This is a genomic window from Levilactobacillus koreensis JCM 16448 (assembly GCF_001435525.1).
Taxonomy (GTDB): domain Bacteria; phylum Bacillota; class Bacilli; order Lactobacillales; family Lactobacillaceae; genus Levilactobacillus; species Levilactobacillus koreensis.
Genome location: NZ_AZDP01000118.1, coordinates 29,672 through 53,235 on the forward strand (window position 1 = coordinate 29,672; position 23,564 = coordinate 53,235).

General features: G+C 52.3%; 22 protein-coding genes and 1 other annotated feature. Of the genes, 2 read left to right on the forward strand and 20 right to left on the reverse strand.

What is annotated here, in order from left to right; all coding sequences use genetic code 11:
* Window positions 1-50 precede the first annotated feature (50 nt).
* The 20 genes from rfbD to FC99_RS11265 all read right to left on the reverse strand — a co-directional run bounded on the left by rfbD (window position 51) and on the right by FC99_RS11265 (window position 20,995).
* Window positions 51-893 carry a dTDP-4-dehydrorhamnose reductase gene (gene rfbD / locus FC99_RS11170; protein ID WP_048735620.1) on the reverse strand — a complete coding sequence of 281 codons (843 nt, stop codon included), beginning with the start codon at window positions 891-893 and terminating at the stop codon, window positions 51-53.
* A gap of 71 nt (window positions 894-964) precedes the next feature.
* Window positions 965-1,993 carry a dTDP-glucose 4,6-dehydratase gene (rfbB, locus tag FC99_RS11175; protein ID WP_048735618.1) on the reverse strand — a complete coding sequence of 343 codons (1,029 nt, stop codon included), beginning with the start codon at window positions 1,991-1,993 and terminating at the stop codon, window positions 965-967.
* Window positions 1,994-2,005: 12 nt separating this feature from the next.
* Window positions 2,006-2,587: a dTDP-4-dehydrorhamnose 3,5-epimerase gene (rfbC, locus tag FC99_RS11180; protein ID WP_048735615.1), complete on the reverse strand. Its 582-nt coding sequence runs from the start codon at window positions 2,585-2,587 to the stop codon at window positions 2,006-2,008.
* A gap of 453 nt (window positions 2,588-3,040) precedes the next feature.
* Window positions 3,041-3,775 (reverse strand): SGNH/GDSL hydrolase family protein, encoded by a 735-nt coding sequence (locus tag FC99_RS11185; protein WP_048735612.1) that lies wholly within the window; start codon window positions 3,773-3,775, stop codon window positions 3,041-3,043.
* Window positions 3,762-4,097, reverse strand: coding sequence for an acyltransferase family protein (locus FC99_RS11190; RefSeq protein ID WP_048735610.1), 336 nt, complete (start codon window positions 4,095-4,097; stop codon window positions 3,762-3,764). Before FC99_RS11190 ends, FC99_RS11185 begins: the two co-directional genes overlap by 14 nt.
* Window positions 4,098-4,121: 24 nt before the next feature.
* Complete coding sequence (locus FC99_RS11195; RefSeq protein WP_156166940.1) at window positions 4,122-5,231, reverse strand: glycoside hydrolase family protein; 1,110 nt, start codon at window positions 5,229-5,231, stop codon at window positions 4,122-4,124.
* Between the two features lie 12 nt (window positions 5,232-5,243).
* Window positions 5,244-6,113: a glycosyltransferase family 2 protein gene (locus FC99_RS11200; RefSeq protein ID WP_162258587.1), complete on the reverse strand. Its 870-nt coding sequence runs from the start codon at window positions 6,111-6,113 to the stop codon at window positions 5,244-5,246.
* A gap of 4 nt (window positions 6,114-6,117) precedes the next feature.
* Complete coding sequence (rfbA, locus tag FC99_RS11205) at window positions 6,118-6,993, reverse strand: glucose-1-phosphate thymidylyltransferase RfbA (protein WP_048735605.1); 876 nt, start codon at window positions 6,991-6,993, stop codon at window positions 6,118-6,120.
* 13 nt (window positions 6,994-7,006) lie between these two features.
* Window positions 7,007-7,945: a glycosyltransferase family 2 protein gene (locus tag FC99_RS11210; RefSeq protein ID WP_048735602.1), complete on the reverse strand. Its 939-nt coding sequence runs from the start codon at window positions 7,943-7,945 to the stop codon at window positions 7,007-7,009.
* 15 nt (window positions 7,946-7,960) lie between these two features.
* Window positions 7,961-9,112, reverse strand: coding sequence for a glycosyltransferase family 4 protein (locus tag FC99_RS11215; RefSeq protein WP_048735600.1), 1,152 nt, complete (start codon window positions 9,110-9,112; stop codon window positions 7,961-7,963).
* Window positions 9,109-10,275, reverse strand: coding sequence for a beta 1-4 rhamnosyltransferase Cps2T (gene cps2T / locus FC99_RS11220; protein WP_235805916.1), 1,167 nt, complete (start codon window positions 10,273-10,275; stop codon window positions 9,109-9,111). Before cps2T ends, FC99_RS11215 begins: the two co-directional genes overlap by 4 nt.
* Window positions 10,226-11,434, reverse strand: a complete 1,209-nt coding sequence (locus tag FC99_RS11225) for a hypothetical protein (protein ID WP_048735594.1) — start codon at window positions 11,432-11,434, stop codon at window positions 10,226-10,228. The genes cps2T and FC99_RS11225 overlap by 50 nt, the downstream gene beginning before the upstream one ends.
* Window positions 11,427-11,999 carry a YveK family protein gene (locus tag FC99_RS11230; RefSeq protein WP_048735592.1) on the reverse strand — a complete coding sequence of 191 codons (573 nt, stop codon included), beginning with the start codon at window positions 11,997-11,999 and terminating at the stop codon, window positions 11,427-11,429. The genes FC99_RS11225 and FC99_RS11230 overlap by 8 nt, the downstream gene beginning before the upstream one ends.
* 11 nt (window positions 12,000-12,010) lie before the next feature.
* Window positions 12,011-13,132 carry a MucBP domain-containing protein gene (locus FC99_RS11235; RefSeq protein ID WP_048735589.1) on the reverse strand — a complete coding sequence of 374 codons (1,122 nt, stop codon included), beginning with the start codon at window positions 13,130-13,132 and terminating at the stop codon, window positions 12,011-12,013.
* Window positions 13,133-13,170: 38 nt separating this feature from the next.
* Complete coding sequence (locus FC99_RS11240) at window positions 13,171-14,595, reverse strand: flippase (RefSeq protein ID WP_048735586.1); 1,425 nt, start codon at window positions 14,593-14,595, stop codon at window positions 13,171-13,173.
* A 76-nt stretch (window positions 14,596-14,671) separates the two neighbouring features.
* Window positions 14,672-15,340, reverse strand: coding sequence for a sugar transferase (locus FC99_RS11245; protein WP_048735585.1), 669 nt, complete (start codon window positions 15,338-15,340; stop codon window positions 14,672-14,674).
* Window positions 15,340-16,458, reverse strand: coding sequence for a UDP-galactopyranose mutase (glf, locus tag FC99_RS11250; protein ID WP_048736388.1), 1,119 nt, complete (start codon window positions 16,456-16,458; stop codon window positions 15,340-15,342). Before glf ends, FC99_RS11245 begins: the two co-directional genes overlap by 1 nt.
* 424 nt (window positions 16,459-16,882) lie before the next feature.
* Window positions 16,883-17,950, reverse strand: a complete 1,068-nt coding sequence (locus tag FC99_RS11255) for an LCP family protein (protein ID WP_156166939.1) — start codon at window positions 17,948-17,950, stop codon at window positions 16,883-16,885.
* A 415-nt stretch (window positions 17,951-18,365) separates the two neighbouring features.
* On the reverse strand, window positions 18,366-19,388 hold the full coding sequence (locus FC99_RS11260; protein ID WP_048735582.1) for a lipoate--protein ligase: 1,023 nt from the start codon (window positions 19,386-19,388) through the stop codon (window positions 18,366-18,368).
* A 197-nt stretch (window positions 19,389-19,585) separates the two neighbouring features.
* A complete protein-coding gene (locus tag FC99_RS11265; protein ID WP_048735579.1) occupies window positions 19,586-20,995 on the reverse strand; it encodes an APC family permease in 1,410 nt (469 codons plus the stop codon).
* A 480-nt stretch (window positions 20,996-21,475) separates the two neighbouring features.
* Between FC99_RS11265 and FC99_RS11270 the strand changes: the two genes are divergently transcribed.
* Both FC99_RS11270 and asnA read left to right on the forward strand, forming a co-directional pair.
* The gene (locus FC99_RS11270) at window positions 21,476-21,796 is read left to right on the forward strand and encodes a DsrE family protein (RefSeq protein WP_048735578.1); all 321 of its coding nucleotides are present in this window, start codon (window positions 21,476-21,478) and stop codon (window positions 21,794-21,796) included.
* 131 nt (window positions 21,797-21,927) lie between these two features.
* Window positions 21,928-22,179: a binding site (T-box leader), on the forward strand.
* A 60-nt stretch (window positions 22,180-22,239) separates the two neighbouring features.
* Window positions 22,240-23,247: an aspartate--ammonia ligase gene (asnA, locus tag FC99_RS11275; RefSeq protein WP_048735576.1), complete on the forward strand. Its 1,008-nt coding sequence runs from the start codon at window positions 22,240-22,242 to the stop codon at window positions 23,245-23,247.
* The last annotated feature ends 317 nt before the right edge of the window (window positions 23,248-23,564 follow it).

Here is a 23,564-nt window from a genome sequence, read left to right on the forward strand (position 1 = left end):
TCCCGCTCCACCTTTCATACTCCCCACAGTATGGGCTTCTCTATTTGATCCTATTTGATCTGTTCTTGAAACTCATGCAGCGCATCCTGCCACGACATGAGTTGGAATCCAGTCGCCTCAGCCTTGTCCAGACTCATGACGGAATGCCGCGGCCGGTACGCTTTTTGTGGAAACTGGGTCGACTCGACCGCCTTAATTTTAACGTTCTGGTCCCTCAGAATCTCACACGCAAACTCGTACCAGGAACAGCTTCCTTCATTAGATAGCTGATACAAGCCATAAGCCACCTTCTCATTCACGCAGTACAGCATAAATTCTGCCAGGGTGCGGGTCCAAGTCGGCCGCCCCACCTGATCATTCACCACGTTCAGCTCGCGGTGGGTCTTCGCCAAATTCTGCATCGTGTAGACAAAGTTCTTGCCGTACTCACCAAACACCCAGGACGTTCTGACGATATAAGCCTTAGTCATCGTCGACTGGACCGCGCGTTCACCCGCTAGTTTGGCCCGACCGTACTCGTTTCTCGGATTGGGCGTATCGCCTTCTAGGTAGTCCGCCTGATTGGTGCCATCGAAGACATAATCCGTGCTGACATAGACCAGTGTGGCGCCAATCTTCTCGGCCGCAATCGCTAGATTTTGCGTCCCTTGCACGTTGACCGCCTGATTGATGGTCCGCCCCGGTTCTTCCTCCGCGGCGTCGACCACCGTGAAGGCCGCGCAATCGTACACGACTTCCGGTTGTTCGCGGGCGAAGAAGCTATCGATCTGCTTGCTATCGGTGATATCCAGTTGAGCGCTGCCAGTCGCCGTATAGGTGATTTTCTTTTCATCCAATAACCGGCAGAGTTCTGTCCCCAACTGACCATGGGCTCCCGTTACTAATATTTTCATTTAATTCCCCCATACCTTAGCACGTCTCTCGCACCAGGGCACGATTCGACGCGCAATTCTCATTCAAAAGTTTACTGACCATTCTTGGCGTATTTCGCCTCAACGGCGGCCTTCTCATCGCGCCACCAGTCCTCGTGGTCACGATACCAGTCGATGGTCTGCTGCAAGCCTATTTCAAAGTCGGTCACTTCGGGTTGCCAGCCCAGTTCCGTGCGGAGCTTCGTGGCGTCGATGGCATAGCGCAAGTCGTGTCCCGGGCGATCCTTCACCCGGTCATAGGCGTCCGCGGGTTGCCCCATCAGCCGCAGAATGGCCTCCAAGACCGTTTGATTGTCCCGTTCGCCATTGGCGCCAATCAAATAGGTTTCGCCAATCTTCCCCTGCGTTAGGATCGTCCAGACCGCCCGCGAATGGTCGCTGGTGTGAATCCAATCCCGGACATTCTTTCCCGTGCCGTACAGCTTGGGCCGAATGCCACTCAAGATATTGGTGATCTGTCGCGGAATGAATTTCTCAATGTGCTGGTACGGCCCATAGTTATTGGAACAATTGGAAATCGTCGCCTGCAGGCCAAAGGAACGCACCCACGCCCTGACCAGCAAGTCCGAGCTCGCCTTGGATGACGAGTACGGACTGCTGGGGCGATACGGACTGTCCGGCGTGAATTTCTCGCCAACGCCCTCACCATGCCCCGGCAAATCCGCGCGCAGCGGCAGGTCGCCATACACCTCATCGGTCGACACGTGATGGAAGCGCACGGCGTACTTGCGGCAGGCCTGAATCAGCGTGTACGTCCCGACGATATTCGTTTGGATAAACGGCGCCGGGTCAAGCAGCGAGTTGTCGTTATGGCTCTCGGCTGCGTAGTGGACAACGGCATCGGCCTGCTGAACTAGCTTTTCTACTAGCGGGGCATCACAAATGTCGCCGACGACTAGCTCCACGCGGTCCGTTGGCAGGTCGGCCAGATTGGCGCGGTTCCCGGCATAGGTCAATTTGTCCAGCACCGTAACGTGGACCTCCGGATGATTGGCGACCACGTAATGAACGAAGTTGGACCCGATGAAGCCGGCCCCGCCCGTCACAATTAGATTTTTCATGAGTATTCTCCCTTAGATTTCACCATAGACAAATGGATTAGTTTTTTCAAATTCCGTAAACGACGGTTGATTGGCGTCCTTGACCGACGTGATGGCCTGGTCAAAATCGATCGGCCACTGCAGCCCCAGCTCGGGTGTCTTGAAGGAAAACCCACCATCGGCCGCCGCATCGTAATAATTATCGCACTTGTAGAGAAAATTGACATTCGGCGTTAACGTCACAAAGCCGTGGGCAAACCCTTTTGGCACCAACAGCTGACGATGATTGCTGGCAGAAATAATGTAGCCTTCCCACTGCTTATAGGTTGGTGACCCCGCGCGGACATCGACGATTAAATCTAACACCGCCCCGGAAACAACGCGAATCAGCTTAGTCTGCGCCGCCTTCCCCCGCTGGAAGTGCAGGCCCCGCAAGACCCCCGCCTCGGCCGACAGTGATTGGTTATCCTGAATGAAGTCAATGTCGATGCCAGCCGCCTTGAAGTCACGGTCCGAATACGTCTCGGTAAAGAAGCCGCGGTGATCACCGAACACGGCTGGCTCGATGATTTTCACGTCCTGTAGCTTGGTCGTGGTTACTTTTAGTTTTCCCATAGGAATCCCCCCATATAGTAGGTTAGCGCGTGCGAATATGACTTGAGTTTCAACTCTAACTGAATCTGACACGTCCTTCAAAGTAGCTTAATACTTCGGATGAAACTGTCCAAATATTATCTGACGACCTCTCAGTTGACCTGAATTTCTCTGCCAGCTAGGAAGATGACTGTAAAACCTGTTGCCAGTTGGACCGCAAATGGCATGGTACGGCAGGGCTTCAACGACCGTCATGGCAGAACACAATCAGAGCCGGAGGAGGCCAGGGATGCAGCCAGCCGTGGTAATCCTGTTAGCTGGCCGCTGGCTAGCTAACAGGATGGGCGACTTTGGAGACTCGTGTTCTTCGAGGCTTCAAATCGAGTCGGAGGACCGCTTCTCAGTCCGGAGCGTCCCCACAGCAGGCGGAATCCCTGGCAGCCGGAGTGCGGCCAATTCAGCAGTCCCACGCAATTACGCCCCGCCATTCTGTAGAATAAACGCGGCCACCCGCAAGCCAATAATCTGATACCCCTCAACATTCGGGTGCAGGCCGCCATCCCAGGTCAACTGGTCAACGTTACCCGAATTGATGACCGAATCCGTTCGCCAATCCAGGACCGGCACGTTTGCTTTCTGATAGACGGTGTTGAGATTATCGCACAACTCGCTTTCCGTATAATTGGCCTTGTTTCTGGTCTGCATGGCAACCCCGGACGTATTTGCCGCGGGCACCGGCACGACGAAGGCACTCTGTGGCAGCATCCCCACGATCTTTATCTTGGGATAGCGCTTTTGAATGTATTGCACAGCGGCCGACAGTCTGGCCGTCACGTCATTTAACCCCACGTTACCGAGGTAGTCATTAATGCCATAGGCGATGACCACCGTCCGGGCGCCCTTTAAGCTGTGACTTTTCAGCACTGGCAATAAGTCCCTGTCCGAATCGCCGGTAATCTTACCGCCGTCCCGGCCATAGTTGCTGACCTTGACGTCTAAGCTCTTGCCGACCCACCACGGATAGCTCTTCTTGGCGTGCTGGCCGCCCTGCAAGAGCCCCGCCGTGATTGAATCCCCCAAGAACACGATCTGTCCCGGTGGCGTTGCGACCGACTGCGAGACCGGTTGCTTGCGGGTACATCCCGTTACGGATATCAAAACAACAACGGCCAGTAACAGCGACACGAGACTGTTTCTACGCTTTCGCATGGTTCTTCACACTCCTCTTTTTGAAAGGATAGCTTCTATTGAGAAACAGCGAGCGCAGACCCGGAATGTGCGGAATCAGCATCGCCGCCGTCAGTGGAATGATCATTCTGTACAGCACGACCAGCGTAATCTTCAAATAGTCATTGGTCGTAAACGTCGCGTGATAGAGATACCCACTAAAGATGAAGAAGAGCGGCATGTGGAAATTATAAATCAGATGGCCAAAGGTTGAATCCGTATATTGATATAAGGAGTGGCCGATAATGACACACAGCATCGCAATCGCCCGCGCAATATCGATCCACACTATTCTTTTCTTCACTATCTTCCCTCCTCGTATCCGGGCCTACCGCATGGCAAACACGCTAAAGTGCCGCACTAGGAAGTCGGCCTGCAGTGAGACCCGCTTAGAACTAGCCTGATCATCCTTGAGGACAACGGCTTGAACGCCATAAAACGTCTCGTGTTGGTCGTACAGATCAAAATACAATAGGTGCTGCTTGCCATGGTCCAATTCGGTCGGCCCCTCTGGCACCTCCCCCGACCGAATGGGCAAAGCCACCGGTTGGGTCCCCGTAAAGGTCATGCCATCGGCCGACACCGCGCGCACCAGTTGATGGCGCTGCTCATCCTTGGCCCACAGCTCATAGATTCCCTGGCGATAAACAATGTGCGGGTCAATCAGATTGGGAAAGTCACCAGCCACGTTGACCGGCTGCGGATCGGTTATCACCCCGGTCTGCGGACTAAACCCGTAGCTGTACAGCTGAAAGGTCATGCCGTCCGTTGAATTAGCGCTGACGACGTGGTAAGTCCCATCCGCCGCGCGATAGATTTCCGGTGCCCAGACCTTCTGGAACTGACCATTGGGATTGAGCCCCGCGTTGATGACCTGATGCCACTTTTGAAAGTCCGTGGTCCACATGAGGCCGGCCGTGTAAATGATCCACCAGCGGTCACCAATCTTGATGATGTTGGGGTCACGGACCGCAATATTCGGATAGTTGACCGCCAACCGATCCCAGTGGATACCATCGTTGGACAGCAACAGGCGCATGCGGTCCATCTCATTTGCCAGCCGGTTATAGTTCTGCTCATGACGACCCAAGCCCGTATTCAACACCTGAAACGACGCGCCAATGTAGCGATAGTTCTTTAGTTTGTGCTGTAATTGTTGACTGGTTAAGGTTGGCCGGTAGCGGACCACGATGGCTTGCGGTGCGGTCCTGAACTTGAGATTTGGCGCCGCAGTGAGCTGATACCCGGCTTCGGTAAGCTGTTGCCGCTCTAGCCGACTCCCAACTCGCCCCTCGACCGTCTTGACCGGCTGAATCTGGGTACCCAACTGATCCACCTGTGTTAGGCTAATGGTCGATTGCGGCCACAGTAGCCAAGTGCCCGCCCCCATCAGGATGAGCACGCCCACCACCAGCATCATTTTCCGCCGAAATTTCAAGTCGTCCTTCACCTACCCTTTTGGTAAGAAACGCAAACCGCTAAACGTGCCCCGCAAGACCGTGACGCTCCGCTGCAAACGGTGGTCTGGGGCGACCAGCAGGACCTTCAAGCTCACATAGAGATCCCGCACGAACGTCCGCACCAGCGTCAACCGACCCTTGTGTTTGCGGCAAATGTACATTTCGTTGCGGTACAGGTAGTAATAACGCGGGATGCGGTCCGCCGCATCGCGGTAGATCAAGGGCGCCTGGTTACTCCGCGACTCATGGATCACGATGGCCTGGGGCACGTAATACCCGTTGCCCGCCTCGGCCAAGCGCAACGTAAACTCCGTGTCGTCGTGCCAGATGTAAAAGTCCGCAAACGGCAGGCCCACCTCATTCACTCGCGACCGGCTGACAAATAGCGACACGAAGCTCGCCTCATGGACCTTGATGACGTCCTTGCGCGTTGCCTCTGCCCAGTCACCGGCGATCGGCGGCACGTTCATCGGCGAATCGTCCTTCCAGCGCACGTTGGCGGTGAGAAAGCCAAAGTTAGGGACCTGTTCCCGAGCCTTCAGTAACGCTGCCAGGGCCGTCTGCGTGGGCACCGTGTCATCATCCATTATCCAGAAAAAATGATCCGGCGTATCGCTGATGGCCGCCGCAATTCCTCGTTTGAACCCACCGGCGCCACCATAATTGGCGTCCAGCCGGCGATAGATAACGCGCTTATCCGTCATCTCGCTAATAACCCGGGGCGTCTCGTCCGTGCTGTGATTATCGACGACGAGGACGTGGGCCACCGCGACCGACTGCGTGAGGATGGCGTGCAAACATTTTTGGAGCAAAGCCACGCGGTTGTAGGTCACGACCACGGCACAGACTGAACCTTCCATGATGTTAGCCCCCATCCTCTTTTAGAATTCTCAGCAAATACTGCCCGTAGTCGTTCTTCTCAAAGCGATGAGCTAAAGCGGCTAATTGTTGGGCATCGATATAATGCATCCGGTAAGCCACCTCTTCGATTGCGGCAATGCGCAGATTCTGGCGGCACTGAATCGTCGAAATAAAGCTGGCCGCGGCCAACAGGGAATCGTGCGTCCCGGTGTCCAACCACGCGTAGCCCCGACCGAGCAGGGTAACGTCCAATTCATGGTGGTCCAGGTACCACTTGTTCACGTCAGTAATTTCAAGTTCACCCCGACTCGAGGGCTGCATGTTCGCCGCAATGTCGACGACGTTGTGGTCATAGAAGTACAGTCCGGTGATGGCGTAATTACTTTTGGGGTGCTTGGGTTTTTCTTCGATTGAAACCACCTCGTGCTGGTCATTGAAGCTCACGACGCCAAACCGCTCGGGGTCAGTGACCTGATAGCCCAAGACGGAAGCACCGTGGGTCAATTTGGCCGACTGCTGCAGGAGCGTGCTGAGGCCACTGCCATAGAAGATGTTGTCACCCAGCACCAGACAGACCGAGTCGTGACCGATAAAGTCCTTCCCAATGATAAAGGCCTCGGCCAAGCCGTTGGGTTTCTCCTGAGTAGCATACGTCAAGTGAATACCGAGCTGGCTGCCATCCCCCAATAAATTTTGAAACTGAACCTGATCCTGAGGCTTCGTGATGATCAAGATGTCACGAATTCCCGCCAACATCAGTACCGACAGCGGATAATAGATCATCGGCTTATCATATACTGGCACCAACTGCTTAGACACCCCCAACGTGACCGGATACAGCCGCGTGCCGGAGCCCCCCGCTAAGATAATTCCCTTCATGATATTTCTCCCCCTAGACGATTCGTTTCAAACTTGAATAGTTCAGCGTCAGCTTTAAGAAGAAGGACGCCGTGGTCAAGAACGACTGCTTATGAATGTGCTGCCGGTGAAGCCGCCATAACGCTTTTAGCAGTGACACCTTCCCCAACTGTGCCAAGGTCGTCACGGTCTGTCTCTCGGCTGAACTAAAGTGATTGCCATAGACCTTCAAAAGTCCTCTGGCGGTCAAAACCGTCGTGACCAAACGCTCCTTTTCTGCCGCGGAATTGAAGGCCTTGACCTTAGCCACTTTGCTGGTGGTCGACCCCACGACGTTGCCGCCATGCTGCCGGTACCAAATCGTCGGTTCCTTGATGTAGGCGACATTGCCAAATTTGGCAGCGACTAACCCCAACCACATGTCATGCATGCAGGGAATAGCTGCTTGCTGCCTCACTAGGTCTCGCAACTGACGATTGATCATAACGGTACACCCGGTAACGTCATTCGCCAGTAGGAGCGACTGCACGTCGTCATAGGCCACCTCGTTGAAGCTTGGGACCAGCACGTTCAGGTCCTGGTCCGTTAAAGCTAAATTGGTATGCACTAAATTCGGGTCGTGTTGGTTCAGTCGCTGCATCACTGATAGCGTCTTTTCAATCTTATCTGGCAACCAAAAGTCGTCCTGATCCGCAAATAAATAATAATCCGCCTCAACTTTCGCCAGCAGGCTCATAAACGACCGTGCTGGCCCCAGGTTGACCGGATTCGGTTCCGCACACAGCACTAGCCGCCGGTCGACCGCCATGAGTTTTTGAATGATGCTGACCGTGGCATCGGTCGACCCGTCATCGCGGATATACAGGGTCCAGTCCCCATAACTCTGGGCGCGAATCGAGGCAATTTGCTGGCTAATATAGGCCGCGCCATTAAAAGTCGACATTAAGATAGCAACATCTTTTTCATTTTTCAACCCATCCAACTCCATCTACTGTTGATTGTAAATATCTTCGAATGCCCGGATAAACTGCTGCGGTGAATAACACCGGACGGCGCGGGCACGTGAGGCGAGACCCATCTTGGAACGCAGGCCGGCGTTGGCGACTAGCTCCTGAATGCAGCGCGTGAGGTCATCCCCATCAACGGGCGTGGCAAGAAAGCCATTCAGGCCGTCCTGCACCATTTCAATCACCCCGCCATGGCGAAAGCCGACGACTGGCTTGCCCGATGCCATCGCCTCCAAGACGACCGTTGGCAACGAATCTGGGTTCGTGCTGGGTAAGACAAAGACATCGAATAACTGATATACACTGGGCAGGTCGTTTCTGAAATCCTTTAGCCGAATCTGACCGGCCACCCGACTGTGAGCAATGGCCGTCTTCAAGTCCTGCCTGCGCTGTTCTTCACCGGCAAAGACGCCGCCGATGAAAATGAGCTTGAGCCGCGGATCTTCCTTTAGCAACGGGACCATCGCCCGCAGTAAGGTGGTTTGCCCCTTCCAAGCATTGATGCGGCCGACCATACCGATCACGATGTCGTCGTTAGTCACTTGGAACTCTGCTTGTAAGTTTGCCGAAGCCGGCATTGGCTTGAACTTTTCAGTGTCGACGCCGTTATAAACGACCCGAATTTTCCGTGGACTGACGAGCTTAGAGCTCACCAGGTGGTCGCTGACTTCCTTTGAGACCGCCACGATTTGATCAGCGAACCGGCCGACCATTAGCGAAGTCGCGAGAAATACCATCCGCGGGCTCGTAATGATCTCGTGGACGTGCCAGACTAGCTTGGCATGCAGTAATCGTTTGAGATAGATGCCCTCCCAAACCGCCAGCGTGTTGGCATGGATGATCTGCACGTCCCGATGCTTCAACAACGCAACAATCTGACGACAGCTGTGCCGATACTGCTGTGTATACCGTAACATCCCCCGCGGATTGAAATACTTCCGCCGCAGGATCGGGTAGTCGATGACGTGCACCTCAATGTGGTGTTGCCGCAATTCGTCGACCAATGGCCCCTGCATGGGCAAGACCACGATTGGATGAAATTTTTCTGGATTCAACTGGGTGACCAAATTCAAGAGGATGCGGTCGGCCCCATAGAGTTCCGCGCCGGCGTGGAGAAATAGGATTGTCTTCATGCGTTCTCCCCCAGAAAAATCGCTTCGTACTCGCTGACGATGTCGTCCCAGTTGTAGGCTTGCGTAATCCTAGCTTTGGCGCGGACGCCGTACTCCTGACGCTGGTTGTCATCCCACGTATCGACCTCATCGATCAGCTGCGACAGGGAACCGGCTTCCTTAGTCCAATACTTGGCGGCTTCCTTGCCGACCTCGTGGTTAAAGCCCACGTTTAACAGCAGATTTAACGGCGTCGAGGCCAAGGCCTCCAGTAGTGATGGATTCGTGCCACCCACCTCGTGCCCATGGAGATAGGCGAACGCGTTCTCGCGAATGACCTTTAGTAGCTTTTGATCATAGACCGTGCCGACAAATTGAATGCGGCGATCCTGACTAAAGTGCGTTTCTGCTTCCAGGTCCTCGTAAAATTTATTGTGCTCGACGTTGGTCACGATGACCAGTTGTCGCTGAGTCTGACTCTGCATGAACTCTTTGATCATCGTTTCGTAGTTGTTCTCCGGGACAAAGCGCCCCACAATCAGGTAATACTCGTTCAGCGCGACCCGCCGATTGTCAAACCACGTTTGTTGGTCCGCCGAGATGGGCCCTGGTTCACGCGCCACGGTCGCCCCGTACGGCACGAAGCAGGTCTGGAGGCGGTTGCTCTCATAGTTCTGGTGAATGTATTTTTCAATATTGACGCTGTCACAGATGACCAGGTCGACCTGGCGCACCATCATTTTCTCGGACAACTTCCAGTAATGGCGCACGGGCTTACTCCATTTCGCCCGCAACCACTCGTGGCCGTCCGGGTTGAGGTAGCACGCGACCCCCAACTGATGGAGCTTTCTTAAATACGGTGCCAGAAACGGTCCGATGCGGCAAGCCAAGATATAGACCACCGCCGACTGCACGTGGTTTTCCTTAACGTGGGCGATTACCCATTTCAAGGCCTTCAGGTCATAGACAATGGCCTTTCCCGGGCCGACATTGGGCACGGGCACATTGAAACAGGTGGCGCCATTGTACGAAAACGTACTGTTCTCATCGCTTAGGCACGCCACGTAGTACTGCAATGCCGGCGACTTTTTCTGCCCCGTCAAATTCTCAACAAACGTTTCAAACCCACCATAATTAGCGGGAATCCCTTTTGAACCAATGATATATACGTTCTTCACTTCCAACGCCCCCCACAGCATTATTAGCTAGGACACAGATGACAAACGGATTGTAGGCAATGTCCAACAGATGATGATCGATGATACTTGAGATACAGATAATGACTAAGACCAGTGGCAATAAATACGCCTGATGGTCCACACTGATGCGGATGGCGCGACTCAGGCCAAATAAGTAAAGCCCCAGAGAAATGAGGCCAAAACTCAGCAATACCTTGACGTACGAAGAATCGATGAAGAAGTACGATAAGTTGGCTCCCTTGGTCGTTAGTCCCGTTGGAAAGGTCAGCCCCCCACTTCCCTGTTGAAAAACGTACTGGCCAAACCACCGTATGGGATATTCATACAGGGCCAGATGCCCCATTGCCAAACGGTGGGTAAAGAAATCGTCGACTTTGACAAAAACGTCGTTCGTTGGTGTAAATAGCCACGACCCGCCGATGGACAGCGTCGCCATCAGTACCGGAAACAGGTAGAGCCACCGGTCGAACTTTTTCATCTGCGAGGCCGACAGTCGCCGGTAGTCCATCGCAGCTAATATGATCAGAATCAGTAGCACCGTGTCTAGCTTGGCTTTCGTCAGCACGTACACGAGCACCGCCAATATCACTGGAATGATGAACTCCAGCTTCCTCAGGCGTCGGCCGCGAATATACACGTACGCCAGACACAGATAGAAAATATGCGCCGCAAAGTCGGTGCTGTACAGGAAACCGAAGGCGTAACGCACGCTACCGTTGACCTGGTACTGATAGTTATCCAGCACCCCCACTAGAGCGCTCCCAATCGTGACGGCCATCAATGCCAAGGCAGTCCAGAAGTAGAGTTTGACCACTCCACCAGACCGACAGTTCAGGCTACTCAGCAAAAATAGCATTAGGACCACGATCGACGTGTCCCCCGAGTTTTGATAGATCAACACCGCCAGCAACAAGCCCCCAAAGACAATCATCAACTGGCGGTCATCGTATTTATTTGTCAAAATGCGAGCGACGAATATCGCCAAACAGAGGTACTTCGCCAGACTGAAGGCGGCGTTAGGGATCAGCGCAGAGAAGAGCGTGGTTTGCAGGAAGGTGTACGCCATGTACAGCAGGGTTCCCAGGTAGTAGATGCCCAGCGACCACCGAAGCATGCGCTGTGGATGTTTCAAATGACTAGACATCCAACTCCCCCTTTCCCCGCCGCCTGATCAGTAGCCGTAACCCTTGGCCAATCTCCAATCCCACTAGAAGCGAGATCACCAGTGCAAACCCGGGATCGACCCCCTGCTGCTTGAAACTGGTGTGCGGATCAATCCGTACGTTTTTAGCCGGTAAGTACGACGTCAACGTGTAATACATGCTTGCGGTGACCTGTTTGCCGATGGCCATCGCCAGCTGCGGATCACGTGAGGTCGCCGTGATGGCCAGCGCGTTACCGTGGACGACGGGCTTGGTCTCAATGCTACTGACCAGTTGTGCCTGACTGACCTCAACGTTGTAGTCGCGCTTCAAGGCGGTCTGTGCCGAGCGAATCACCGTTGGATTCTTGAGCATCGTTTGATATACCGGGATCGATAACGTGTCCCACTGCCGGTTGCCCCGGTTCTGAACAATAATGCGACTCACGACCACTGACTGCTCGGTCCCAATGAAGATGCTGGCAAACGCAAAGCACACGATGATGGGAAACAGAAAGAGCGGCCAGTCCTTACGAATACTTTTAAAAAAAGTGACTAAAGTTTCCAACCGTCTGCCTCCTAATCCGCACCAAGTTTGATGACGCCAAATTTTTGAAACGCAAAATTACCAGTTAATGGAACCGGCGTCGCTGCCGTCAAGATCGTCGACTGCATAAACGCGCCATTGTAGGCCAGGTCACTCGATTCATCGTAGTAGTAGGAACTGTAGACGATGCCCTTAACCTTACCGGCCTCGTTTAGCGCAAAGGTCGGCGCGTAGTAGCAGCTGCCCTTGGGCGGAACGATCTTGCGGACCAACTGATATTTGCCGGTAATCGTCTTTGACTTCTTGATGTAAACGATGCCCGACGCTTGCCCACCATAGGTCAGGTAGTAATCATTTTGCCCCTTATACAAGCACGCAGAGGTACTTGCCCCGTCAACGCCGCGAATCCGTTGGGCCTTAGCTAAGTTCGGCTGACCGGTCGTATCGTTAAATGGGGCCACGAAGCTTTCTAGTACGTGTCCCTTGGGCGCCGGTGCCGTGAACACCATGCGGGTCTTCGTATCCACGTGCACTAAGGACGGCGCGATGATGTCTTGAAACCTTGGCGACGTATTCGTCTTGATCAGGTCCCAGTTGCTTAGATCCGTCGACCGCAAGACGCCACCGGTATACGTAATGAACCAGAACTCCCCCAGCTTAAATAACGTGGGATCTTGAATGTCAACGTCGGGATAGTTGGTACTAAAGGTGTGCCAGTCATTTAGCTTGTCAGCGTATAAGACCCGCAAGCGATTGTCACTCTGGTCGTAAGGGATCGACTGAACGCCATTGAAGGTGTTCGTCGTCACGTCTTGAGCAGAGACCCCAATGTATTGGGCCTTCAATAATTTATCCAATGACGCCACCACCTCAGGATGGTAGACCACCTGCTGCTGCGAGGTCCCGTACGCATACCGAAACCGATAGTGGGTGCGGGTGAGCGTGTACCCCGGGATGTGCGCAGCCTTTAATTTGTACACCGAATTCGGCCGGCCAATCGTTTTCAACGGGGCCGTCACCGGTGTCCCGTTCTCATCCACAAAATTAACCACCATGGTACTGCTCGACTTAAAGTAACCTATCAGACCGATAACCAGCAGGAGAACGGTCATGATCAGGCCGTTACGCACAACGCTTCGTCGTTTAAAACTCATCCAGCTGACCCCCACTTCTCAATGACGCCATCAATCCATCACTTCTGCCGACTCTTCAAATAGTAAAGACCTTCCCGCAGAATATCTGGCTTCAATATCGACAAAATGCCAAAGTAGATTCCGATTCCTAATGTGACTTGCAACGCCAAGCTGATTGCCGATACACTCATGGTGCTGTTCAACCAGAAGACCGGAATGAACATCGCCACGGCGGCCAGTAGGAACTTCCACCCATCCGCAAATAGATTGCGGTAGCTAACCATATCCCGAATCACAAACAGCTGATAGGCCGTCACAACCACTTCCGAGACGACGGTCGCAATCGTTGCTCCACTCACCCCCAAGGTCAGGATCAGTGGCACGTTAATGACGATGTTGGCCAACGCACCGTACGTCACGGAGGCGGTGTAGTCTTTGACCCGCTTCAACGGCATCAGGTACTGCAAGCCGATGACGTTGCTCCACCCAATTAGGAGGGCGACCGGCGCTTCGATCATGATCAGCTGACTGACAATGCTGAATTTGGGGCCGTAGTACAGGGGAACCAGCGAGTTGGCGGTCGCCGCTAAACCAAACATCAGGGGTAACGCCAACAGGCTGGAAAAACTAAACGACTTATATAACAGCCGATTCAGTCGCCGAAGACTTCCCTGCGCCGCCAAATGCGACATGTGCGGCAACATCACCGTCCCAGTAGCGGTAATCACCGCCAGGACCATCTTGACCAATTTATCCGCAAAGTCGTAATACCCCGCCGACGTCACAGAATCGAACTGGCCCAGCATGGTTCGATTTAGCTGCAAGTAGACCTGCGTCGCAATCTGCGGAATAAACAACACGATGGTCGGCTTGAGATGACTGAGAATACCGGAAAAATCAATCCGCGGCTTCCCCACAACGGTGTGCAGATACGGCCAGAGCGTGAGGTTCCCTAAGACCTGAGCCAGTCCCAAGATCATAATGTAAGTTCCGACGTCCGCTTGACTCTTAACCAGCGTAAATATCGCGACCAACGAGGCAATCTTGACCAGCGAATTTCGGAGCACCGTCTTCTTGAAATCCTCCATCCCCATGAATAACCAAGAGATATCGAAGACACCCGCAACGATCCACAACGACTGCAATAGAAAGTATCCCCGATAGGTGGTCTGAAATAAGACGAAGACCAAGAATAGTCCGTACGCGACGACCACCGTCATTACCTGGAGCAACTCGATCTCCCAGAACGTCTTGGTGCGTTGTTCGAAATTATCGCGATGATACGCAATCTCGCGGTTACCATAAACCGTGATTCCTAACGTTCCCAGTAGCAAAAAATACGTGATGATGGAATTGGTATACGAATTGATGCCGACACCCTCGGGCCCGAGCACCCTAGCAATGTAGGGAACCGTGATAAAGGGCACTATCAGGGTCAACAATTGATATCCCGCGTTATACAGATAATTACGAACCACATTCATACCATCAAACTCCCATCGACCCCATATCCAGCTGCCAGGAAGGTGAAGAAAGCATTGAGATGCCTACTCCTAAACCTCAATAGGCATCATTTGGACTAATAATGATCCGGAATGTCTTGAGCAAAATCACAAAGTCGACCCAGATATTGGCCTCCCGAATGTACTTCAGATCCAAGGCAACCATTGTGTCGAAGCTCACGTTGTTGCGTCCGCTAATCTGCCATAATCCGGTACAACCCGGCACGACCGCCAAGCGCTGCACGTCAGTCAAACCGTACTCCTTAACCTCCCTAGGCAGTGGTGGTCGTGGACCGACCAGTGACATGTCACCCAAGAGGACGTTCACCAACTGCGGGAGCTCGTCCAGACTGTGTTTACGAATAAACTTTCCCACCCGCGTGATGCGTGGGTCCTCCTTCATCTTGAACATGGGGCCGTCGATTTCGTTGTACTTTAACAGCGTCTTTAATTTTTTATCCGCGTCAGTGACCATCGAACGGAATTTAAACATCTTAAATTGGCGTCCATCCTTACCAATTCTGGTCTGAGAATAGAACACACCCCCATGCGGGTCATCGACCTTGATGGCAATGGCAATGACTAAGAAGACTGGCCACAGGACAACTAAGGCGATCACACTCATGATCAAATCAAATACACGCTTGCAGATGTGATAGACTCGCTTTTTCTGGACACCATCTGTATCAGCTATCACTTTGGAGATCCCCCTTCCCCAAGCTTTCATCAATCTAATTCCCTTCTGGCGACGACCAATGCCGCGTGAATGACCTGGTGCATATCAAAATATCGATATTGACCCAGCCGGCCACCAAAAATGACGTTCTGCTCATGCTTAGCTAACGCCGCGTATGCCTTGTAAAGCGCGTTATTTTCGACATTATTAACGGGATAGTAGGGCTCATCCCCACGCTGCCAGGCCTGAGGATACTCACGGGTAATAATGGTCCTATCCGCGGCGCCCTTTCCAAATTCAAAATGCTTATGCTCAATAATTCTGGTAAACGGCGTCGCAGCGTCCGTGTAATTGACCACGGCGTTGCCCTGATAGTTAGCGACAGGCAACTCTTCCGTTTCAAATCGCAGCGAACGATAGGCCAACTCACCTAGCTGGTAGTCAAAGTATTGGTCGATCATCCCACTGAAGATCACCTTGGGATACTCGCGCAAATACTCAGTCTTATGGTCAAAAAAATCCACGCCAGTTTCGACATCGATCAAGTCGTTTGCCAGCATCTTTTCCACAATCTGGGTGTACCCCCCGATTGGAATGCCTTGATAGGTGTCATTGAAATAATTGTTATCAAACGTATAGCGAACGGGGAGTCGGCGAATGATGAACGCCGGCAGGTCCTTTGCTCGCTGCCCCCACTGCTTTTCCGTGTACCCCTTGATCAATTTTTCATAAATATCCGTTCCCACCAGCGAAATGGCTTGTTCTTCCAGGTTTCTTGGCGTACCCACTAGGTTTAGACTGGCCCGCTGACTTTCAATTTTCCGCTGCGCCTCGGCTGGCGTCCGTACACCCCACAGCTCACTAAAGGTATTCATATTGAAGGGCAAGTTGTACATTTTCCCTTGGTAATTCGCCATTGGACTATTCGTGTAACGGTTAAACGTCGCAAATTGCTGCACATAATCCCAAATCTGTTTGTCAGAGGTATGAAAGATATGTGCGCCGTACTGGTGGACCTGAATCCCGGCGATTTCCTTGGTGTAGATGTTCCCAGCGACGTGGTCTCTTTTTTCGATTACTTTGACCCGCTTCTGATGTAACGCGGCCTCGTGAGCGAAGACTGCCCCGAAAAGCCCGGCCCCCACAACCAGATAATCATACTTACTCAACGTCACTTAATCCCCCTAACTACAATGTCAGTCGTGCCCAACGCCATCACGGCGGCACACGAAAACTGGCATTCTTTTTACTCCCCCATTTGCCCAAATTACGATTGAGCAAACTGTAGCCTATGACCGAGTATAAATTGGTCCCCGCAAAAGTAAATCATGGGTACCCTATAAATGGTGTATACGTTAGTTAACCGTCGTAACATATTCTATATTGCTGATAGTTAATCACGCGATTATGCGAACTCTTCAAAATTTTCTTCATCATTATACTATGGATAGACTTCTCCAATTAAAACGTTTGCGTTACACTTTTGCTTATATGTGCATATGATTAATCGCTGTTACCATTATCTTTTAAGGGGCACAAAAAGTCTGCCCCAACACCGTTCTTGGTGTGAGACAGACTTATTTAGCCCTTATTCTAAAAGCCGTTATGTTGGCTATCATTGTTGTTACTAGTCGAACTTGACTCCCGACTACTCGTGCTGCTATTGCTATCCGTGTCCATCTGGGCAATCTTTCCGGTCGTCGCCTGACTCAGCCCTAACGCCTTACGGATATAATTGGTCACCCGCTGGAGCTCGGACTTCGAGGCCACTTCCATGCTCTGACCGTTGATGGTCGCGCTACTCCCCTGGATATGGGTCGTACTGATGTTTTTGGCCTGCGTGGCCTTGCGGTAGTTTGTCGCCAGCGCCGTTAAGTCGTCAAACGTCAGGTCCGTTTGCGTCTGCTTGGTCAATGAGTTGACGAAATCCTCATTTAGCAGCGAGGAGACCGACCCCGACTTGTTCAACAGGGCCATAATGACCTTCCGTTGCCGCGTTTGTCGACCGTAATCACCCTTTGGATCGTCATCACGCATCCGGGAGTAAGCCAAGGCCTTCTTGCCGTTCATGTGGGTCTTCACGCCTTTCTTGAACGTGTACCCTCCATAACGAAAGCTCAGCGTTGGTTTCACCGTCACCCCACCGACCTCATCGATAATCTTTTCCATGCCACCCATGTTGATGATGGCGTAGAAATCAATCGGGATGTTCAGCATCTTCTGCACGGTGGTGATCGCCGTCTTCGACTGACCCCAGGCGTAGGCCGCGTTGATCTTTGCCACACCGTAGTCCGCAAAGCCCGGCACGTTGACCGCCGTATCGCGGGGAATGCTGGTGATCGTGGTCTTATTGGTCTTCGGGTTGATGGTCACGACCATCATGCTGTCCGTTCGACCCTTAAAATTACGCCCCAAGGCCCCGGTGTCCGTCCCTAACAGGAGGATAGAGACTGGCTTCTTGGCCTGTAAAACCGCACTGGCATTGCGTAGTTTGGTCGCCCCTGAGGCCTTATACGTCGTCTTCACGGTGCTCTTAATACTCTGGTATTTATTCATCCCGTAGGCCGTGCCCCCCGCAATTAAGGCGAGAAGTAAAACAATGATGATGTTACGAATGGGATGACGCTTTTTTTGCGGCCGTTGCCGCCGTTCCATATCCATGGTTAGTAACCACCCTTTCAGTCCGTCCGCAAGACTACCGGGCGGTTGATACTTTTAATTATTTTGGTCATGATTGACTTGACCATTATAGGAGTTGAGCCTTAACACTTTCTAATCCCCCGTGAAGCTTAAGGAAAATATAGAACTATTGGTGGCAAACGTGCCGGAAGATGGCCGCGTTACTGCCGAACCCCGTCCGGTCTCACGTTACCCGATTCAACGCCAGCAATCGCTTTACCCATTTTGCAGTCAACCCCCAACACTATTGATTCAAAATGACGGGTCTGAGACAAAAGTCCCAGACCCGCTTTGCGCTCCGAACACATATGGTCGAAACGGGCGACAAAAGGCGGTCAACGCCGTTAATACGCACTGACTAACCGCCTTCCGACTCACTCTTTTCGAGTGTCAGGTCTTATTTTGTTTGCGGTTGACGGGTCAACAGGTCAACCAGGTCCTGAGCCGGAATCTTGCCAAAGTAGCTCGGCACATCCAACTCGTCAAATACCGCTTGAACGGCCGCGGACGTGTAGGTGACGCCGGTCAATTTGGCCGTGACGTCCGTAATCGGGCGTTGGCCGAAGAAGTCGCCGTGAATCTGAATGGCTTTAATTTTCCCCTGATCCACGTTCAAGTCGAACTCGACCGTGCCCGCTGTGAAATGTTGTCGACGCTTCAAGCTGTAGGCCGGGTCGTTGCCGTAGATCCAGTCCCAATTCTTAAAGTATTTGGCACTGAGATCCGCCACGCCCTGCTGGTCGGCCACCGTCAGCTGGTACTGATGAGCGTCCTGCAGATCCGTCACGTTCAAGATTTCCTTGGCTAACGTGTCGCGGAACTCCTCGATCGTCAGGTGTTGGTAAGCCGCTTCGAAGTACGGCCGCAGATTGGTCACGCGGCTCCGCACCGACTTGACCCCTTTGGACGCGAGCTTGTCGGCTGGCACCTGCAGGGACTTGGCAATCTGCGTCTGGTCGACGTCGTACATCAGCGTGCCATGGGAGAACATTCGGCCATTCTCCACGTGCATGGCGTTACCGGAGAACTTCTTGCCGTCGATGGTCAGGTCATTGCGCCCGGTCATCGCCGCCCCACTCGCGCCCATCTTATGTAACGCGGTGATCACGGGATCGGTGAACCGTTTGAAATTACCCACGGCATCGCCATCGTCCTTAGTGATAAAGCTAAAGATGACGTTGCCGAGGTCGTCATACACGGCCCCGCCGCCGGACGTCCGCCGCGTTAAAATGATGTGATTGTCATCGACGTACTGTTGATTGATCTCCGCCAACACGTTTTGGTAGCGGCCAACAATGATACAGGGTGAATTGATGTAGAAATACAAAATCGGTTCCGTGAGATCGGCGTGCTCCATCAGATAGGTCTCCAGCGCCAGGTTCTCCCGAATGTCTAAACTCTTACTTGCTAGGTAACGCAACTTGGGTCATCCCTCTTGGTTTCATTTATTTTTAACGGTGTTTGCGGCCAAACAAGCTAGTGGTTGACCGCAAACATTGAAAGCGCTAAAACTATTCTACCACGAATGTAAGCGCTACACATTAGCTGGATTACCTTCTGTGAGTGACTGTCCCTCATGGCTGATGAAAATAAATCATCATCGCAGCCCACTAAAGTTTAGTCCGCAAGTTCGCGCACCCGGCTGTGACGGTAACCGTAGGCGGCGTAGACGATGAGGCCCAGGACGACCCACACACCGAACGCTTCCCACGTAAATGGCTGCAGCTGCGTCATCAAGTACAGGCAAGCTAAGAACGACGCAATCGGCAAGAACGGATACCACGGCACCTTGAACGAGGTATCTAATTTTTTAAACCGTTCGTCGTGTCGTAGGAAGACGATGCCGAGTGAGACCATAGCAAACGCCGACAGCGTGCCAATGTTGACCAATTCCGCAATCTTATCGATGGGAATCACGGCCGCAAAAATGCTGGCGATGACGCCGAAGATCCAGGTATTGGCGACTGGCACGTGCGTTTTGGGATTCAATTTCATCAGTGGCTTGGGCAACAGGCCGTCACGACTGATGGCAAATAGTAGGCGTGTGCCCCCGTAGGACATGACGATGAGCACGGTGGTCATCCCCACGATGGCCCCCAGTGAGATCACGCCGGACGCCCAGTTCTGGTGGATCAGCGTCAACGCTAAGGCGACCGGGTCGGCCACGTTTAATTTCGTATAGTGGACCACACCGACCAACACCGCCGACAGGCTAATGTAGAGCACGGCGGCGACTAACAGGGAGCTGATGATTCCGATAGGCATGTTGCGCTTGGGATTCTTGACCTCCTCACTGGCAGTGGACACGGCGTCGAAGCCGATGTAGGCGTAAAAGGCGACCGCGGCCCCCTTGAAGATACCTTGCGTCCCAAACGGTAGGAATGGATTGTAGTTGGCGGGCTTCACGTAAAACACGGCAATGCCGATGAACAGTAGGATAACTAAGATCTTAACGATGACCATGATGTTGTTGATGCGCGCGGACTCGCGAATCCCCTTGGACAGGAGCCAGGCAACGATCATGGTGATGGCGAGGGCCACGATATCGATGCCGCCCCCTTTGACACCCGCGGTTCCCGCCGCAGCTTGAAGGAACGGTGGCAGCTTTAGTCCAAACCCGTTTAACAGGTTCTGGAAGTACGACGACCAACTGACGGCCACCGACGACACGGCGAAGAGGTACTCGGAAATGAGCGCCCAGCCGAGAATCCAAGCGGCGAACTCACCGAAGACGGCGTAGACATAGGTATAGGCACTCCCGGCTAGCGGAATCGTCGAGGAAAATTCGGAATAACACAGCGCGGCCATGGCACAGACGACCACGGCAATCAGGTAAGAGAGCATGACGCTGGGACCGGTATAGTTTGCGGCAATCAGACCGGGCGTGATGAAGATCCCGGAACCGACGATGGCGCCAATTCCCATGGTGATCAGGCTGAACGCCGTTAAGGTCTTCTCCAACCCCGTTTTCTTATACAAGTCCGTTTGTACTTGCTTTTTAATGAATAGTTGATGTGGTCGTCCCAAGCCAATTCCTCCTTTTTTGAATGATAATTAGAATTCGATTAGACTAATTATCATAGTTTAATTATTTTTAGGTGAATTGTCAAGGGTAAAGTGGCTTGAAAACGCATACTGCTGGGATTGTTGGGTTCCAAAAACTAACATAGCATAACCTGTACACCGACTTTAATCAGTTGCGACCTGTTTTAAGGTATCACGACCAGTTAGGGTCGACTTACCCTTGGACAGCAAAAGGTACCTGACCGTTCATATCAACGGTCAAGTACCTCCTCTTATTTTTGTCATGATTACAGTGATTCTGCTAATCCACTCAAGTATCGGCACGTCCCTCCTCAATATCAAGGTACGTAGAATCCCACATCACAACGAACGCCATTTGTGCCCACTGACCAAGCCATTCAGGGACTTAACCAAAATCATTTCAGTGTCCCCACCCGAGCAGATATGATACGATTGGTGAAAAGCCGAAAGAAGATGAGACCGATGAAGTTAGGCGTTATTTTGGAAAGCAAGGATCCGGAAACGGTATGGAACGCGCTGCGCTTTGGTGTTGCCGGATTAGAAGCTGGTCACGCTGTCCACTTATTTCTGATGGGCGGTGGCGTCGAGCTGGCCACCGCGGGGAATGCTCGTTACGATGTGACTGGCGAATTGACTCGTTTCGAAACCGCTGGCGGCACCGTTCTCGCCTGTGGCACCTGTCTCAAGAACCGCCATCTGCCAAGTTCTCCGGACTGCCCCGCTGGCACCATGACCGACTGTGTTGATTTAGTCGTCTGGGCGGACAAGACCGTCACGTTTTAAAAAAAATTCAAAATCCCGCTACGCCTAATTCTGGCCTGGATTCTGGCGGTCATTTTCAGTGAGAATTCTTGCTGATTTTTAATTTTGTTATTTACATCTGGTCAAAACGTGCTAGGATTAATCCCATAAGATAAAAAACGGAGGAAAGAGGAGTACGTTAAGTCGACCTGTCAGTGAGTTGGGAGTTAGTGCAAACCCAATCAGTGTTCGTCTTAGCCGAAAAACACTTTCTTAGTTGCTACCTGAAATGACATTGTCAGAGTAGGCGTGGCCGTTAACCGGTACGTTACCATCGGTGGAGTATGTTAGTACTCTATTTTTAAGCTGGTCTATACTGCAGATAGACAACTTGGGTGGTACCGCGAGAGTTTCTCGTCCCTTGATTTTCGGGATGAGAGACTCTTTTTATTTTATCCAAACACAACCCAAAGGAGATTATGACCATGCATTTAATTATTCCAAAGGACTACGATCCAAAATTATCCGTTAAAGAAACGCAAGCCGCTATTCGCTACATTCGAGAGACCTTCCAAGAAGAATTCGGGAAGCAACTGAACCTCTCCCGACTGTCCGCACCGATGTTTGTCGCAAAATCGACCGGGCTCAACGACAACTTGAACGGTGTGGAAAAACCCGTTTCATTTACCATGGCCGACATGGGCGACGAAACGATTGAAATCGTCCACTCCCTGGCAAAATGGAAGCGCGTGGCGTTGAAGCGTTACGGGTTCGACATGCACGAAGGCCTCTACACCAACATGAACGCCATTCGAAAGGACGAAGACCTCGACAACTACCACTCCGCCTACGTCGACCAATGGGACTGGGAAAAAATCATCGGTAAGGACGAACGGACCATCGACACATTGAAGGCCACCGTTCGGACCATCTTCAAGGTCATTAAGCACATGGAACACGAAGTTTGGTACAAGTTCCCCCAAGCGGTTCACCATTTACCAGACGAAATCCACTTTGTCACCACGCAAGAACTCGAAGATATGTACCCAACGATGACGCCGAAGGAACGGGAAAACGCCATTACTAAGAAACTCGGCTGTGTCTTCCTGATGAAGATCGGTGGCGCACTGAAGAGTGGTAAGCGTCACGATGGCCGAGCCCCTGACTATGACGACTGGGAAATGAACGGGGACATCTTGTTCTGGTACGAACCATTGAACCAGTCGATGGAAATCTCCAGCATGGGAATCCGGGTCGATGCCGATTCCATGTTAAAGCAACTGAAGATTGCCCACGCCGAAGACCGGCTGAGCTTGCCCTACCACAAGATGATCATGAACGAAGACTTACCGTTCACGATTGGTGGCGGGATTGGTCAATCTCGGCTCTGCATGTTGTTATTAGGCAAGGCGCACGTCGGCGAAGTCCAAGCCGCCCTATGGCCCCAAGAAATGATCGACAAGTGTGAGGCGGGGAACATTCACTTGCTGTAAGCTACGGTGTGTTCCTTAACTGACTAGTTATATAGAAGAAAGTGCTACTCACTAAACCGAATTTTGTCGGTTGGGTGGGTAGCACTTTTTGTTAGTTATTTAGAAAATAGGTGATGATGACTGGGACAATGATACCGATAATGGTGATTTCTAGCCCGACTAGCCATTGGAAATTCTTAATTAACCTGGTACTGATTCTGTTTTCAACCCAATTCTGCGTTGGAAGTCGATCAACGTGAGCAGTTAGGTGGTCCACAGACTTGGTTAGATGATCGATATTACTTTCCATCTTTCCCTAATTTACGTCATTCATCACT

Bases quoted from the DNA above. Each gene is read 5' to 3' on its own strand.
- FC99_RS11245 (WP_048735585.1), bottom strand. From the start codon at position 15,340: ATGAAAGCTTGGGGAAGGGGGATCTCCAAAGTGATAGCTGATACAGAT.
- FC99_RS11235 (WP_048735589.1), bottom strand. From the start codon at position 13,132: ATGAGTTTTAAACGACGAAGCGTTGTGCGTAACGGCCTGATCATGACC.
- FC99_RS11200 (WP_162258587.1), bottom strand. From the start codon at position 6,113: ATGGAAGGTTCAGTCTGTGCCGTGGTCGTGACCTACAACCGCGTGGCT.
- rfbA (WP_048735605.1), bottom strand. From the start codon at position 6,993: ATGAAGGGAATTATCTTAGCGGGGGGCTCCGGCACGCGGCTGTATCCG.
- FC99_RS11255 (WP_156166939.1), bottom strand. From the start codon at position 17,950: ATGGATATGGAACGGCGGCAACGGCCGCAAAAAAAGCGTCATCCCATT.
- asnA (WP_048735576.1), top strand. From the start codon at position 22,240: ATGCATTTAATTATTCCAAAGGACTACGATCCAAAATTATCCGTTAAA.
- FC99_RS11225 (WP_048735594.1), bottom strand. From the start codon at position 11,434: ATGTCTAGTCATTTGAAACATCCACAGCGCATGCTTCGGTGGTCGCTG.
- FC99_RS11215 (WP_048735600.1), bottom strand. From the start codon at position 9,112: ATGAAGACAATCCTATTTCTCCACGCCGGCGCGGAACTCTATGGGGCC.
- FC99_RS11270 (WP_048735578.1), top strand. From the start codon at position 21,476: ATGAAGTTAGGCGTTATTTTGGAAAGCAAGGATCCGGAAACGGTATGG.
- FC99_RS11185 (WP_048735612.1), bottom strand. From the start codon at position 3,775: ATGCGAAAGCGTAGAAACAGTCTCGTGTCGCTGTTACTGGCCGTTGTT.
- FC99_RS11240 (WP_048735586.1), bottom strand. From the start codon at position 14,595: ATGAATGTGGTTCGTAATTATCTGTATAACGCGGGATATCAATTGTTG.
- rfbB (WP_048735618.1), bottom strand. From the start codon at position 1,993: ATGAAAAATCTAATTGTGACGGGCGGGGCCGGCTTCATCGGGTCCAAC.
- rfbC (WP_048735615.1), bottom strand. From the start codon at position 2,587: ATGGGAAAACTAAAAGTAACCACGACCAAGCTACAGGACGTGAAAATC.
- rfbD (WP_048735620.1), bottom strand. From the start codon at position 893: ATGAAAATATTAGTAACGGGAGCCCATGGTCAGTTGGGGACAGAACTC.